This is a genomic window from Pseudomonas sp. Soil_N_39, from assembly GCF_057655955.1.
In genome coordinates this window covers 77248-92641 of record NZ_JBDGLI010000024.1, presented here as the reverse complement: position 1 = coordinate 92641, position 15394 = coordinate 77248, and the positions used below count along the sequence as shown (strand labels likewise).

13 protein-coding genes, 2 tRNA genes and 1 pseudogene are annotated in these 15394 nt (G+C 61.1%); 2 read left to right on the top strand and 14 right to left on the bottom strand.

The features are described 5' to 3' along the window. Positions 1–44 precede the first annotated feature (44 nt). From rplI to rnr, 6 genes are all read right to left on the bottom strand, one after another. Positions 45–491, bottom strand: coding sequence for a 50S ribosomal protein L9 (gene rplI, locus AC3A5O_RS26165; protein ID WP_003186385.1), 447 nt, complete (start codon positions 489–491; stop codon positions 45–47). 18 nt (positions 492–509) lie between these two features. Then, entirely contained in the window at positions 510–1400 is an 891-nt protein-coding gene (locus AC3A5O_RS26160) for a YybS family protein (protein ID WP_122567300.1), read from the bottom strand. Between the two features lie 36 nt (positions 1401–1436). Then, complete coding sequence (rpsR, locus tag AC3A5O_RS26155) at positions 1437–1667, bottom strand: 30S ribosomal protein S18 (protein ID WP_002551829.1); 231 nt, start codon at positions 1665–1667, stop codon at positions 1437–1439. 28 nt (positions 1668–1695) lie between these two features. Continuing rightward, positions 1696–2124, bottom strand: coding sequence for a 30S ribosomal protein S6 (rpsF, locus tag AC3A5O_RS26150; protein WP_003186395.1), 429 nt, complete (start codon positions 2122–2124; stop codon positions 1696–1698). Between the two features lie 308 nt (positions 2125–2432). Next, complete coding sequence (gene rlmB, locus AC3A5O_RS26145; protein WP_122567301.1) at positions 2433–3191, bottom strand: 23S rRNA (guanosine(2251)-2'-O)-methyltransferase RlmB; 759 nt, start codon at positions 3189–3191, stop codon at positions 2433–2435. Then, entirely contained in the window at positions 3188–5824 is a 2637-nt protein-coding gene (rnr, locus tag AC3A5O_RS26140; protein ID WP_487753917.1) for a ribonuclease R, read from the bottom strand. Before rnr ends, rlmB begins: the two co-directional genes overlap by 4 nt. A gap of 227 nt (positions 5825–6051) precedes the next feature. On the opposite strand from rnr, the gene AC3A5O_RS26135 reads away from it, so the two are divergent. Next, positions 6052–6138, top strand: a tRNA-Leu gene (locus AC3A5O_RS26135). 176 nt (positions 6139–6314) lie between these two features. Then, positions 6315–6401 (top strand) — tRNA-Leu (locus AC3A5O_RS26130). 327 nt (positions 6402–6728) lie between these two features. Here the strand turns inward: AC3A5O_RS26130 and AC3A5O_RS26125 are convergent. The 8 genes and pseudogenes from AC3A5O_RS26125 to hfq form a co-directional block, all read right to left on the bottom strand. Next, entirely contained in the window at positions 6729–7433 is a 705-nt protein-coding gene (locus AC3A5O_RS26125; protein WP_406550201.1) for a methyl-accepting chemotaxis protein, read from the bottom strand. 201 nt (positions 7434–7634) lie between these two features. Continuing rightward, positions 7635–7688: pseudogene (locus AC3A5O_RS26120) on the bottom strand (hypothetical protein); the annotation flags it as partial. A 1125-nt stretch (positions 7689–8813) separates the two neighbouring features. Further along, positions 8814–10106, bottom strand: coding sequence for an adenylosuccinate synthase (locus tag AC3A5O_RS26115; protein WP_003186407.1), 1293 nt, complete (start codon positions 10104–10106; stop codon positions 8814–8816). A 54-nt stretch (positions 10107–10160) separates the two neighbouring features. Continuing rightward, positions 10161–11348 carry an ATP phosphoribosyltransferase regulatory subunit gene (locus tag AC3A5O_RS26110; RefSeq protein ID WP_046065549.1) on the bottom strand — a complete coding sequence of 396 codons (1188 nt, stop codon included), beginning with the start codon at positions 11346–11348 and terminating at the stop codon, positions 10161–10163. A 314-nt stretch (positions 11349–11662) separates the two neighbouring features. Continuing rightward, positions 11663–12532: a protease modulator HflC gene (gene hflC, locus AC3A5O_RS26105; protein WP_053117908.1), complete on the bottom strand. Its 870-nt coding sequence runs from the start codon at positions 12530–12532 to the stop codon at positions 11663–11665. Beyond that, positions 12532–13704, bottom strand: a complete 1173-nt coding sequence (hflK, locus tag AC3A5O_RS26100) for an FtsH protease activity modulator HflK (protein ID WP_487753916.1) — start codon at positions 13702–13704, stop codon at positions 12532–12534. The genes hflC and hflK overlap by 1 nt, the downstream gene beginning before the upstream one ends. Positions 13705–13789: 85 nt before the next feature. After that, on the bottom strand, positions 13790–15091 hold the full coding sequence (gene hflX, locus AC3A5O_RS26095; RefSeq protein ID WP_487753915.1) for a ribosome rescue GTPase HflX: 1302 nt from the start codon (positions 15089–15091) through the stop codon (positions 13790–13792). Between the two features lie 12 nt (positions 15092–15103). Further along, positions 15104–15364: an RNA chaperone Hfq gene (gene hfq / locus AC3A5O_RS26090; protein ID WP_003186419.1), complete on the bottom strand. Its 261-nt coding sequence runs from the start codon at positions 15362–15364 to the stop codon at positions 15104–15106. Between the last annotated feature and the right edge of the window lie 30 nt (positions 15365–15394).

Genomic DNA, 15394 nt, shown 5'->3' with positions numbered 1-15394 from the left:
ATGTTACCGGCAAGCACCCGAGGGTGCCAGCCGACAGGTGTTGCTTAGGCTGCTACCACGACAACGCGTACGGTGGCTTCAACTTCGGCGTGCAGGTGCACGGCTACGTCGAATTCGCCTACGTTGCGGATGGTGCCGTTCGGCAGACGAACTTCGCTTTTCGCCACTTCAACGCCGGAGGCGGTCAGTGCGTCAGCGATGTCGTGAGTACCGATCGAACCGAACAGCTTGCCTTCGTCGCCAGCGGTGGCAGTGATGGTCACTTCCAGCTCGGCCAGTTGGGCAGCACGGCTTTCAGCCGATGCCTTACGGTCTGCGGCGGCTTTTTCCAGCTCAGCGCGACGCTCTTCGAACGCAGCCAGGTTGGCAGCGGTCGCAGCGGTGGCTTTGCCGAAAGGCAGCAGGTAGTTACGACCGTAGCCGGCCTTAACGTTTACTTTGTCGCCCAGGTTGCCCAGGTTGGCGATTTTTTCCAGAAGGATCAGTTGCATGTGAAAATCCTCTAACTTTTAACCTTCACCGTTCGCGTTGTCGGCGTCTTTCGGCGCCATACGACCGCGAAAATCAATCAGGCTGTCGACGATGGCCAAGACCACGAGCAACGGACCGAGCAAGTGCATGAAAGGCAACAACGTCACGTATATCCCCACCAGCCAGAACGTGGCCAGTCGCTTCTGCGCCACCAGCCCATGAATCAGGGCCAAGCCGGCGAAGACCAGCGGTACACTGCACAGCGGCAACAGGATCAGTGCATGCAGCCCGAAAAACGGAGCCACACACATGACGGCCAGCAGTGACAGCGCCACGCTCTTGGGGAATCGGATGGCGCGAAACTCGCGACCGAAACCACCGGGGTTATACAACGACGCCTGCCAATAGCGCCCAAGAATCAGGCACAGCACGCTAAAGATCTGCAGCGAAGACGCTATCGAAATGATCATCAGCGGAGCGCTCAGGGCGGTGAGAAACGCCTTCTGGTCTGCCGAGAATGTCTCGTAGACCTCACCCATCGCCAGCGGCAGGACGTGTTCGAACGTCTGCGCCAGTGACTCGATGAAGGAACTGAAGACAGTTCCCAGGCTCACCGCACACAACAACCCCACGGCCACGCTGCACAGCAGCACGCGGTTCCAGGTATGACCGGCGCGCAAAACCAACGCCAGGCCACCAGCCCCGAGCAACACCAGGAGTGTTGTCGGGTCCTTCAGGAAGTACCAGCTCACCAACGCTGATAGCAACCCGATACCCAGGACGCTCAAGGCGTCCGAACCGCGCCGCAGGAGCACAAGGCACCCAGCGGCGGCACTCAACCAGAACAACAGCGGCAATGCCGCGGATCCGGCCACAACCAGCGTGGCCTGCACACGTCCCCGCATGATGAAGTCAGCTAAGGCGCGCATGCATTCAATCCCTTACTACTCGTCGACTGCCCGGTCTCAGCGGCCGTGGCTGTCGGTGTAGGCCAGCAGGGCCAGGAAGCGGGCGCGCTTGATAGCGGTGGCCAGCTGACGCTGATAACGAGCTTTGGTACCGGTGATACGGCTTGGAACGATTTTGCCGGTCTCGGATACGTAGGCTTTCAGAGTGTTGAGATCTTTGTAATCGATCTCTTTCACGTCTTCAGCGGTGAAGCGGCAGAATTTACGACGACGGAAGAAACGTGCCATGTGATTGGCTCCTTAAAAGGTCCGTGGATTACTCGTCAGCGTTATCGCTGTTGTCGCTGTCGCTATCGCTGTCATCGCCATCGGCGCTGTCAGAGTGCTCAGGACGGTCGCGACGCTCACGGCGCTCACTGCGGTTTTCTTCAGCCTTGAGCATCTCGGATTGGCCGGTGACGGCTTCTTCGCGACGGATGACCAGGTTACGGATCACTGCATCGTTGTAGCGGAAGTTGTCTTCCAGCTCGGCCAGGGCCTTGCCAGTGCACTCAACGTTCAGCATCACGTAGTGAGCCTTGTGAACATTGTTGATTGCGTAGGCCAGTTGACGACGGCCCCAATCTTCCAGACGGTGGATTTTGCCGCCGTCTTCTTCGATCAGCTTGGTGTAACGCTCAACCATGCCGCCGACTTGCTCGCTTTGATCCGGGTGGACCAAAAAGATGATTTCGTAATGACGCATGAATGCTCCTTACGGGTTGTAGCCTGCCGCTCAAAAACGGTCAGACAAGGAGTGAATGACACTTATGGACTTGTGGACGCTAGACACATAAGTGCCTGCCATCACAGCAAGGGGCGCAATTGTAGAGAAGGGCCGAGGGCGGCGCAAGGCAATTGGCGATTATTTGAACAACCGCCAATCCCTGCTCCTCACACAAAACCAATGTGGGAGCGAGCTTGCTCGCGATAGCGGCATGCCAGTCGACATTGCTGTCACTGATACACCGTCATCGCGAGCAAGCCCGCTCCCACAATGGATTTGCGTCTGGATCAGGGCTTTTTGGCGACAGCCTTGACGCTGCGCTGGCGCAGCGCTTCGAACAGGCACACACCGGTGGCCACCGAGACGTTGAGGCTGCTGACGCTGCCAGCCATCGGCAGCTTGACCAGATAGTCGCAATGCTCGCGGGTCAGGCGGCGCATGCCCTTGCCTTCGGCGCCCATGATCAGGATCGTCGGGCCCGTCAGGTCCTGGTCATAGATGCTGACCTCGGCCTCGCCCGCCGTGCCGACCACCCACAGGCCACGCTGCTGGAGTTTTTCCAGGGTGCGCGCCAGGTTGGTCACCGCCACCAACGGGATCACTTCAGCCGCGCCGCAAGCGACTTTACGCACCACCGGCGTCAACGTCGCCGACTTGTCTTTAGGCACGATGACCGCCAACGCACCGGCGGCGTCCGCCGAACGCAGACAGGCGCCCAGGTTATGCGGGTCGGTGACGCCGTCCAGCACCAACAACAGGGGGGCGCCTTCGGTACGATCGAGCAGTTCGTCGAGCATCGCCTCGCCCCAGACCTGGCTCGGGCTGACTTCGGCCACGACGCCCTGGTGAACGCCTTCGACCCACACATCCATTTCACGACGCTCGGCCTGGCCGATGGCAACCTTGTTTTGGGTGGCCAGCTCGACCAGCGCTTGCACACGCGGCTCGCTGCGACCTTCCGCCAACCACACTTGCTTGACACGCTTGGGGTGGTGACGCAGCAGTGCTTCTACGGCGTGCACGCCGTAGATTTTTTCCAGACTCATGACTTGGCCTTAGGTTTGCGCGACCCGCCGCTTTTCGCGGGGGCCGAACCCGCTTTTGGCGGGCCTTTACGGTGTTTGCTTGGCTTGCTCGACGGCTTTTCCGCCCCGTGGGACTTTCCCCCAGACGCCGCTTTACCACCGCTTTTGGCTTCGTTGAGCAACTGCTGCTTCAACTCGCGGCTCTTGCGCAGTTCGGCGTTCTTCGCCGCTGCGTCGCTGGGGCGGTAGGCCTCGGGCGCCTTGTCCTTGACAGACGAACGGCGACCGGCCTTGGCTGGCTCAGGCTCTGCGGCTTTGGCAGGAGCACCTTTACCTCTACCTTTGGTCGCAGGCGCTGCGGTCTCGCTGCCACGCTTTTTACGGCCAGTCGGTGCCTCAGCGGGCTTGTCGGACATGCCGAAGTCGATCTTGCGCTCATCGAGGTCGACGCGCATGACCTGCACTTCCACGGTGTCGCCCAGACGGAAGCTGCGACCGGTGCGCTCTCCCGCCAGGCGGTGATGCACAGGATCAAAGTGGTAGTAATCACCCGGCAAGGCGGTGACGTGCACCAAGCCCTCGACGTAGATGTCGGTCAGTTCGACAAACAAACCAAAGCCGGTCACCGCCGTGATCACGCCTGGGAACGACTCGCCCACGCGGTCTTTCATGAACTCGCACTTGAGCCAATTCACCACGTCGCGGGTGGCTTCGTCGGCGCGGCGTTCGCTCATGGAGCACTGTTCGCCCAACTGTTCCAGGGCCGCTTCGTCGTACGGATAGATCCGTGCCTTCGGAATGGTCATGGCACCGGCGCGCTTGACGTGCGGGGTGTTCTGCTTGGAATGGATCACGCTGCGGATCGCGCGGTGCGTGAGCAAGTCCGGGTAACGGCGGATCGGCGAGGTAAAGTGGGTGTACGCCTCGTAATTCAGGCCGAAGTGGCCCTGGTTGTCAGCGCTGTACACCGCCTGGCTCAGGGAGCGCAACATCACCGTCTGGATCACATGGTAATCCGGGCGGTCCTTGATGCTGGCCAGCAGTGCCTGGTAGTCCTTCGGCGTCGGGCCGTCCTTGCCTTTGTGCAGGGACAGGCCGAGCTCGCCGAGGAAGGCGCGCAGTTTTTCCAGACGCTCCGGCGGCGGGCCGTCGTGCACGCGGTACAACGCAGGAATCTCGTGCTTCTTGAGGAATTCCGCAGTGGCCACGTTGGCCGCCAGCATGCACTCCTCGATCAGCTTGTGCGCATCGTTACGGGTCGTCGGGGTGATTGCGGCGATCTTGCGCTCGGAACCGAAGACAATCCGGGTTTCCTGGGTCTCAAAATCGATCGCGCCACGCACGTGACGGGCCCCCAGCAACACCTTGTACAGCGCGTACAGCTGCTTGAGATGCGGTACCACGCCACCGTATTCGGTACGCAGCGCCTTGGCTTCACTGGTCTTCGGCGTTTCCAGGATGGTGCTGACCTTGTTGTAGGTCAGGCGCGCCTGGGAGTGGATCACCGCTTCGTAGAACTGGTAGTCGGTCATTTCGCCGGTTTTGGAGATGGTCATCTCGCACACCATGGCCAAACGGTCGACTTTCGGGTTCAGCGAGCACAGGCCGTTGGACAGCTGCTCAGGCAGCATCGGGATCACGCGCTCAGGGAAATACACGGAGTTGCCGCGCACCTGGGCTTCGTTATCCAGGGCCGAACCGATCTTCACGTAGCTGGACACGTCGGCAATCGCGACGAACAACTTCCAACCGCCGGAGAACAGGCGCAGCTTGCCGGGCTTGGCTTCGCAGTAGACCGCATCGTCGAAGTCGCGGGCATCTTCGCCGTCGATGGTGACGAACGGCAGATGGCGCAGGTCGATGCGTTTTTCTTTATCTTTCTCTTCGACTTCCGGCTTGAGCTTGGCGGCTTCCTTGAGCACAGCCTCGGGCCAGACGTGAGGAATGTCGTAGGTGCGCAGCGCAACGTCGATTTCCATGCCCGGCGCCATGTAGTTGCCGACCACTTCAACGATATCGCCCTGTGGCTGGAAGCGCGCTGTAGGCCAGTGGGTGATTTTCACCTCGACGAACTGACCCACCTTGGCGGCGCCATTACGGCCCGGGGTAATCAGCACTTCCTGCTGAACCTTCGGGTTATCCGGCACAACAAAACCGATACCGCCTTCTTCGAAGTAACGGCCGACGATGCTTTCATGGGCACGGGACACCACTTCGACGATCACGCCTTCGCGACGACCACGACGGTCCAGGCCGGACACACGGGCCAGGGCCCGGTCGCCGTCGAACACCAGGCGCATTTGCGCCGGGCTCATGAACAGGTCGTCGCTGCCGTCGTCCGGGATCAGGAAGCCGAAGCCATCACGGTGACCGGCGATGCGGCCCAGGATCAGGTCGAGCTTGTCCACTGGCGCATAGGTGCCGCGTCGGGTGTAGATCAGTTGAGCGTCGCGCTCCATGGCGCGCAGACGGCGGCGCAGGGCTTCGAGTTGGTCCTCGGTGGTCAGACCGAACTCTTCGACCAACTGCTCGCGGCTAGCAGGCGAACCCCGATCGGCGAGATGCGCCAGGATCAGTTCACGGCTAGGAATAGGGTTTTCATATTTTTCCGCTTCACGAGCGGCCTCGGGATCGAGGGACTGCCAATCGGCCATTAGAGAGTTTTCACCTTGTCTATATGCGGGTTAGTTTGGCATAGGCTTAATGAAACGGGAAATTTCAAGCATCCGATAGCGTTTTCAGGGTCATTTGACCTGCCTTCGAAGCACTCGGAAAGCACCGCTCGTGAAATTTAGCGGTTTTTTTCTCCGGAGGGGTTTACAGTTAAAAACACGCTCCGTATAGTGCGCGCCATCGACGACGTACACACGTTGCCGATACTGCCCAGATGGTGAAATTGGTAGACACGCCAGCTTCAGGTGCTGGTGACCGCAAGGTCGTGGAAGTTCGAGTCTTCTTCTGGGCACCAATTTCGAGCAACAGGTCAAGGGCCTGGCAGCTCAACAAAAACCCGCGAAAGCGGGTTTTTGCATTTCTGCCCCCTGCAATTGCGTTTGGCAATTACTAAAACAAAAACAGGGGTTTACAGATCAAAACGCGCTCCGTATAGTGCGCCACATCAACAGCGGCAACGCTGAAGATGCTGCCCAGATGGTGAAATTGGTAGACACGCCAGCTTCAGGTGCTGGTGACCGCAAGGTCGTGGAAGTTCGAGTCTTCTTCTGGGCACCAATTCAAGCTTCAAGGTCACGGCCTTGAACCTCACAGAAACCCGCGAAAGCGGGTTTTTGCGTTTCTGCTATCTGAAAATTGCGAACAATTGGATCGGAGTACGACCGGGAGAACCCGGTCGACTGTCAGGCCGCCATCGCGAGCAAGCTCGCTCCCACACTGGGGCGGTGACGATCTACAGATTGCGGCCACTGCAATCCCTGCGGGAGCGAGCTTGCTCGCGATGGCGGTAGGTCTGCTTGCATCAATGCTGAATGTGCCACCGTCTTCGCGAGCAAGCCCGCTCCCACACAGGCTTTGGTCGCGTACAAGCCTGTGGAAACCCGATCAAGCCCTGAACTGCCCCAAACTCGCCTTCAACTGCGCCGCCAAACTATCCAGCACCTTGCCACTGGCCGTGGTCTCAACCACAGCCTGGGCCGCTTTCTCAGCCTGGGCATGAATGGTCTCCACCCGCCCACGCACCGCTTGCGCGCCCTGGGCCTGATGAGCCGCCGCCTGAGTCGCCAGGCCAATGGCCGCATGCACCTGCTCTACAGAGGCCTGCACCGACTGCTGCAAGCGCGCACTGTCACGCAGCACCAACAGACCCTCATTGGCCTGGCGCCCGGCCTGGCCAATCGCAGCCACCGCCTCGCGAGCGCCCTGCTGCAGGGCCACGATATGCGCCTGGATGTCCCCCGTAGAGCTCTGGGTCTTGCTCGCCAACGCCCGCACCTCATCCGCCACCACCGCAAAACCGCGCCCGGTTTCCCCGGCCCGCGCCGCCTCGATGGCCGCGTTCAAGGCCAGCAAGTTGGTCTGCTCGGCGATGCCGTGAATCACGGTCAGCACCACTTCAATCTGTTCGCTCTGCTGCGCCAGCCGCTCGATCACTTTCGCCCCGGTATCGACCTGTCCGGCCAAAGCCTCGATCAAGCCGCTGACCTTGGTCGAAGTGCGCGTGTTTTCATCGGTGGCCTGGCGGATCTCCACCACTTGCTGCAGGGCCGCCTGCATCGCCTGGCTTTCCGATTGAGCCTCGTCAGCCATTTGCGACAGCGCACGCAGGCTCTCGGCCACTTCATCACGCTGCATCCCGGCCGCCGCATCGGCACCGGAGTTGCGCAAGGTCATCGCACCGATTTCCACACCGGTACGCTGGGCCACATCACCCGCCTCACGCACAATGGGCTGCAACTTATCCACAAAGCGATTGACCGCCGAGGCCATGTCACCGATTTCGTCCTTGCTGTTGATTTGCACACGCTTGGTCAGGTCACCCTCGCCCGCCGCCAGGTCATTCATGGCCGCGATCAGCAGCTTCAAGCGATTGACCACCCGACGCCCCAGCACCACGGCCAGCAACACCAGCACGCCGAAGCCCACCAGCGCCAGACCCAAGCCGATGCGCCAGCGCAGGGTGCCCGCCGCGTCCTGCACGGTGCTGGCGGTGTTGGTCTGCATTTGCGTGGCCGTGGCCTGGGCCGACGCCAGGCGACCGCGCATGGCGGTGGCGCTGTCGGCCGCCGCCCCTTTGAGGCTGTCACCGACCAATTGGTCGCTGCTGGCGATCAAGGCCGAGAAGCGCTGGTCCAGCGCCTTCAGGTCGGCTTCAACGGACGCCGTGGAAACCCCCATCAAGACTTTGCCGATTTCCACCCCATTGGGGTTGATCGAGGCTTCAAGGTAATACACCGACGGATCGTTCTTTGCCGCGTCCAGCACCTTATCCAGCGCCCGCTCGCCTTTACCCTTCTCCAACAACGCCTTGTTGATCGGGTTTTCCCGGTTCAGATATCGAGTCAAGTGCTCACCGGCAGCATCGTCATAGATGACGAACAGCACGTTGGGATTGCGCTGGGCCCGACGGGCGAATTCAGAGAGGGTGGGCACGTCGTTGTCCCACATGGCGCGCGGCGCAACGGAAGCCAGGAGTTGCGCCATATCATTGGCGGAATCCCTCAAGTCCTTCTCCAAGGTCCCACGCAACTGCGCCTGCTCGTCCTTCAGGCGAGCGGAAAGCCCGACATTGAGCCGCTGGCGGGTATTGGCGGACAGGCTGTCCAGGCTCGAGGTGACCTCGCGCCCGGCCTGCTCCAGTTCGGCGGAGAGCTTCTGGCTGTCCGCTCCCAACCGCGCGCCCAGGTCGGCTTCCAGCGCCGTGACGGTGCTTCGGGTCAGCGCAACGGCCACCAGCACCTGCACCAAAAGGGCGATACCCAGGGTAACGAACACAGGCCGCAGTAAACGGCTTTGTAACAGTGAGAGAACGGCCGACACGTGAAATCCCTCTACCAAACGCCATTAATTTGATGGCACTCGGGAAAGCGGTGCCTTAATGGAGTTGCATAGCAAGTGTCGTGCCGCCCGACAGGCAGAAACGACAAAGGGCCCCGACGAGGGCCCTTTGTGTTTCACATCAACGACTTATCAGGCAAACGGATGACGCAGAACGATGGTTTCGTTGCGGTCCGGCCCCGTCGAAATAATGTCGATCGGCGCTCCGACCAACTCTTCGACGCGTTTGATGTAGTTGCGCGCAGCCACCGGCAGCTCTTCCAGGGTCTTGGCACCCACGGTCGATTCAGTCCAGCCTGGCATCTGCTCGTACACCGGCTCCAGGCCGATGTAGCTGTCGGCGTCGGTCGGTGCGTCGATGACGGCGCCGTCCTGGTTCTTGTAGCCCACGCAGATGTTGATGGTTTCCAGGCCGTCCAGTACGTCCAGCTTGGTCAGGCACAGGCCCGAGATGCTGTTGACGTCGATGGCGCGACGCAGGATGACGGCATCGAACCAGCCGCAACGACGGGCACGACCGGTGGTGGCACCGAATTCGTGGCCGCGCTTGGCCAGGAAGGCACCGACGTCGTCGAACAGCTCAGTCGGGAATGGACCCGAACCGACGCGAGTGGTGTAGGCCTTGGTGATACCCAGGATGTAGTCCAGGTACATCGGACCGAAACCCGAACCGGTGGCGATGCCGCCAGCGGTGGTGTTGGAACTGGTGACGTACGGGTAGGTACCGTGGTCGATGTCCAGCAGCGAACCCTGGGCACCTTCGAACATGATGTCCTTGCCGGCGCGACGCAGCTCGTGCAGCTCGGCAGTGACGTCGAGCATCATCGGCTTGAGCAGCTCGGCGTATTCCATGCACTCGTCCAGGGTCTTCTGGAAGTCGATGGCCGGTTCTTTGTAGTAATTGACCAGGACGAAGTTGTGGTAGTCCAGCAGCTCGCCCAGCTTGGCGGCGAAACGCTCACGGTGGAACAGGTCACCGATGCGCAGGCCACGACGGGCCACCTTGTCTTCGTAGGCCGGGCCGATGCCACGACCGGTGGTGCCGATCTTCAGCTCGCCACGGGCCTTTTCACGGGCCTGGTCCAGCGCCACGTGATAGGACAGGATCAGCGGGCAGGACGGACTGATACGCAGGCGCTCGCGCACCGGTACGCCTTTTTCTTCCAGCTTGATGATTTCCCGCAGCAAGGCATCGGGCGCAACCACCACACCGTTGCCGATCAGGCACTGGACGCCTTCGCGCAGCACGCCCGACGGAATCAGGTGCAGGACGGTTTTTTCACCGTCGATCACCAAAGTGTGGCCTGCGTTGTGGCCACCCTGGTAGCGCACTACGGCGGCAGCATGTTCGGTCAGCAGATCAACGATCTTGCCTTTGCCCTCATCACCCCACTGGGTGCCCAGGACTACGACATTCTTACCCATAACACTTGTCCTCATTCGCGCAAACTTGGTGCCGGCCGCGGCCGGCGGGAAAACTCAAGAAGCCAGCGGCAATACTTGCCAAAGCCCGTTCTGCTGAATCAATTGCCGGTCGCAGTCCGCTTCACGGGCGGCGGCCAAAGGCTGCCCAGGCAAGGCCTGGACGACACGCTGACCCTCACTGCGCAACTGGCAGACCGCCTGCCAGAGTGCCGCATCCGTACTGTCAGGCATCCAGATACCGCCAGACGGTAGCTCGACTTCAGCACGCCCCAGGGTCACCAGGGTTTTCAAATCGGTAGAGAAACCGGTCGCCGGACGGGCGCGACCGAAGTCGGCGCCGATGTCGTCATAACGGCCGCCCTGGGCGATGGACTGGCCCACGCCCGGCACGAACACGGCGAACACGACACCGGTGTGATAGTGATAGCCGCGCAACTCACCCAGGTCGAAATACAGCGGCAACTCGGGGAAACGCACCGACAGACGCTCGGCAATCGCCAGCAAGTCATCCAGCGCGGCCAACACCGGCGCCGGCGCATGAGCCAGGCGTTCACGGGCAGCGGCCAATACTTCACGCCCGCCGCACAGGTCCACCAGCGCCCGCAGCATGCCCGACAGATCGGCCGGCAGGCCCTCGGTCAGGCTGATGACTTCGTCGATGGCCTTGCGTTGCAGGGCATCGAACAGTTGTTGCTCCACTTCACCGGACAAACCGGCCGCACGGGCCAGGCCGCGGTAAATGCCGACATGCCCCAGGTCCATGTGGACATCCGGCACGTCAGCCAGTTGCAGCATGGCCAACATCAGGCTGATGACTTCCACGTCGCTGCTCGGGCTGGCATCGCCATACAACTCGGCGCCCAGCTGGATCGGGCTGCGCGAAGACGACAAGGCACGCGGCTGGGCATGCAGAACGCTGCCGGCGTAGCACAGGCGGCTCGGACCTTCACGGCGCAGGGTGTGGGCGTCGATGCGCGCCACTTGCGGCGTGATGTCGGCACGAAAGCCCATCTGCCGGCCCGACTGCGGGTCGATTACCTTGAAGGTGCGCAGATCCAGGTCCTGGCCCGCGCCGGTGAGCAGGGATTCCAGGTACTCGATATGCGGGGTGACGACGAATTCGTAACCCCAACTCTGGAACAGATCCAACACCTGCCGACGCGCTACTTCGATACGCGCAGCTTCCGGTGGCAGTACTTCTTCGATGCCATCAGGCAGCAGCCAGCGGTCTACCGTTGCCATTACGCCATTCCCCTATGGTCCGGGCGGCCAGCCCTCGGGCAAGCCTTGAGTGAAGCAGAAAACACTGGGCCCATACGCAAAACACGCGCATGAGCGACGTGACGAATGGCCCGCAATCGGCCTCGCCCAGCGCTTTCCTCGAAAAACCTGTCGAGTCGTTCAACCCGACGCCTGCACCTATGAACCGCAATCGAACGTGCAGACGCAAAAAAGCCGGGAATTTCCCGGCTGCCGCATCATACACACGTTTTCCCAAAGGATCACCCCGCCCGACGCTTTAGCCGCCGGGCGGAGTGTTTCAGGTCAACGTCGCATCAAGGCTTGGACTTTTCCAGGTAATGGAAGAAGTCGCTGCTTGGGTCCAGGACCAGGACGTCGGACTTGTTCGCGAAGCTTTCACGGTAGGCACGCAGGCTACGGTAGAACGCGTAGAACTCCTGATCCTGACCGTAGGCCTTGGCGTAGATCGAAGCAGCCTGGGCATCACCATCACCCCGGACCTCCTCCGATTCACGATAGGCTTCGGCCAGCAGCACACGGCGTTGGCGATCGGCGTCGGCACGGATGCCTTCGGCCAGCTCGTTACCCTTGGCGCGGTGCTCGCGGGCTTCACGCTCACGCTCGGTGCTCATCCGCTCGAACACGCTGCGGTTCACTTCCTTCGGCAGGTCGATGGCCTTGACCCGGACATCGACCACTTCGATACCCAGCTCTTTTTCCGCCATCGCATTCAGCGAACGGGTGATGTCGGCCATGAGCGCATCGCGCTCACCGGACACCACTTCATGCAACGTGCGCTTACCGAACTGGTCACGCAGGCCCGATTCCAGACGACGGGACAGACGCTCGTCGGCGATCTGCTTCAGGCCAGAGGTCGCGGTGTAGAAGCGCTCGGCATCCTTCACGCGCCACTTGGCGTAGGCGTCCACCATCACGGCTTTCTTTTCCAGCGTCAGGAAGCGTTGCGTCGGCGCATCCAGCGTCATCAGGCGAGCATCGAACTTGCGCACCTTGTTGACGTACGGCACCTTCACATGCAGCCCTGGCTGGACATCAGCCTGGACCACGCGACCGAATTGCAGCAACACCGCGCGCTCGGTCTGAGCCACGATGTAGAAGCAGTTCCAGGCAGCGATCGCCACGACGACACCGACAATAAGGGCGATCAGCGATTTATTGCTCATCAGCGACTCTCCCTGGTACGTGCTTGCTGTTGTTGCAGGTCCGCCGCCGCACGGGCGCCGGCCTCATTGCTGGCCGCCGCCGAACTGGTCGGTGGCGTGCTGGTGTTGCGACCGCTCTCGACCATCTTGTCCAGCGGCAGGTACAGCAGATTGCTCTGGCCGTTCTTGTTGCCGGTCACGAGGACCTTGCTGGTGTTGCTGAAGACTTCCTGCATGGTGTCCAGGTACAGACGCTGGCGGGTCACTTCAGGGGCCTTGCGATACTCGGCCACCAGCTTGGTGAAGCGATCGGCCTCACCCTTGGCACGGGAGACCACTTCGTCACGATAACCGTTGGCGTCCTCGATGATGCGCTGGGCCTGACCACGGGCTTCCGGCACCACGCCGTTGGCATAGGTTTCGGCTTGGTTGCGCGAACGCTGTTCGTCTTCACGGGCCCGGATCACGTCGTCGAAGGCTTCCTGGACCTCACGCGGTGCCGCTGCGCTCTGGACGTTGACCTGGGTAACGGTGATACCGGTGCGATAGGTATCGAGGAACCGTTGCAGGCGCTCCTTGATTTCGCTGGCCATCAGTTCACGACCTTCGGTCAGCACCTGGTCCATGGCGGTGGAACCCACCACATGGCGCAAGGCGCTTTCGGTCGCGTGCTGCAGGCTGATTTCCGGCTGGTCGACGTTCAGCACGAAGTCCTGCAGGTTGGTGATCTTGTATTGCACGGTCAGCGGCACTTCGACGATGTTCTCGTCTTCGGTCAGCATCTGGCCCTGCTTGGTGTACGCCCGCTCACGCGTGACGTTCTCCATGTACTTCTGGTCGATCGGCGGGAAATAGATGTTCAGGCCCGGGCCAACCGTCTCGTAGTACTTGCCGAAGCGCAGCACCACGGCCTGCTCCTGCTCGTCCACGACATAGACCGCGCTGTACAGCCAGACAGCCGCCAGCACGACGAGACCGATGCCGAGCAGGCCGAAACCACCGCCCTTGCCCGAACGACCGCCGCCCTCGTCACCGCGTTTTTTACCACCACCGAACAAACCGTTCAGGCTTTCCTGCAGCTTTCGGAAGGCCTCGTCGAGATCTGGCGGCCCCTTGCGGTCGCCGTTGTTACGACGTTTGCCACCCCAAGGATCCTGATTATTCGAGTTGCCACCCGGCTCATTCCAAGCCATAGCGCTCTCCATCTGATAAAGCAAAGACGCACCCACGGCGCGCCGACCAATGCTACAGAATGCCTGACACCGCTTTCTCAGGCTTTTATTGCAAAGTGTGTTGCTCGATGAATTCCATCGGTTGCAGCCCTTCGCGACTGACCAGTCGGTTGAGCTCCGTCCGAGGCAGGCGAACAGCCAGCAGGCAGACACCTTCTTCGTCGTGCTCTTCTTTTTGCACCGCCCCCAGCTCGAAAAACTGCGCACGCAGCCGGGCGAAACGTTGCGGCAACTTCAGGGTGCCGACAAACAGATCGTTGCCCAACAGCTCGGCCACGGCCTGCTTGAGCAGGTCCAGGCCGCTGCCATCGCGGGCCGACAGCCAGACCCGTTGCGGCTTGCCGTCGGCATCGCGCTGGATCTGCGGCTCCACGCCTTCGAGCAAATCGAGTTTGTTGTATACCTCGAGGATCGGCAAGTCCTGGGCTCCGATCTCACCCAGCACCACCATCACCTGCTCGATCTGCAGCATCCGGTCCGGCTCGGCGGCATCGATCACGTGCAGCAGCAGGTCGGAGTTGCTCGACTCTTCGAGCGTAGCCCGGAAAGCCTCGACCAGTTTATGCGGCAAGTGACGGATGAAGCCCACGGTGTCGGCCAGCACGATCGGCCCAAGGTCGTCCAGGTCGAGCCGGCGCAGGGTCGGGTCGAGCGTGGCGAACAACTGGTCGGCGGCATACACGTCGGATTGGGTAACGTTATTGAACAGGGTCGATTTGCCGGCGTTGGTATAGCCCACCAGTGAAACCGTCGGGATATCCGCACGCTTGCGGCCACGTCGCGACTGCTCGCGCTGGCTGCGGACCTTTTCCAGCCGCCCCTTGATCTGGCGCAGGCGAACCCGCAACAGGCGTCGGTCGGTTTCCAGCTGGGTTTCACCCGGGCCGCGCAGGCCGATACCGCCCTTTTGCCGCTCAAGGTGAGTCCAGCCGCGAACCAGCCGCGTACTCATGTGCTCAAGCTGGGCCAGTTCGACCTGGAGCTTGCCTTCATGGGTGCGGGCGCGCTGGGCGAAGATATCGAGGATCAGCCCCGTGCGGTCGATCACGCGGCACTCGAAGACTCGTTCGAGGTTACGCTCCTGACTGGGCGTGAGGATGTGATTGAAAATCACCAGATCGACCTGTTCGGCCTTGACCAGGTCGCGCAACTCCTCGACCTTGCCACTGCCGATCAGAAACTTGGCGGTTGGCCGATGACGCGGCACGTTGAAAAACGCGACGGTCTCGGCGCCGGCCGAAAGAGCCAATTCCTGAAACTCCTGCGGATCTTCGCGCGCCTCAGGGTCCTGTCCATCCAAGTGAACGAGAATGGCTCGCTCACCACCACCGTGGCGCTCAAAGAACAAAGGAGGCTCCTATCAAGCGTTACCCGGTTCAGCGTCACCGCCTTCGGATTCGGTTGCGCTAGGCAGACGAATTGGGCGAACGGGCACCACTGTCGAGATCGCGTGCTTATAGACCATCTGGCTGACGGTGTTTTTCAGAAGGATAACGAACTGGTCGAAAGACTCGATCGTGCCTTGCAGTTTGATCCCGTTGACCAGATAGATGGACACCCCAACTTTCTCTTTACGTAAAGTGTTCAAGTAAGGGTCTTGTAGCGAATGCCCTTTTGACATGTGCCGCACTCCTTTAAGGATCAATAATAA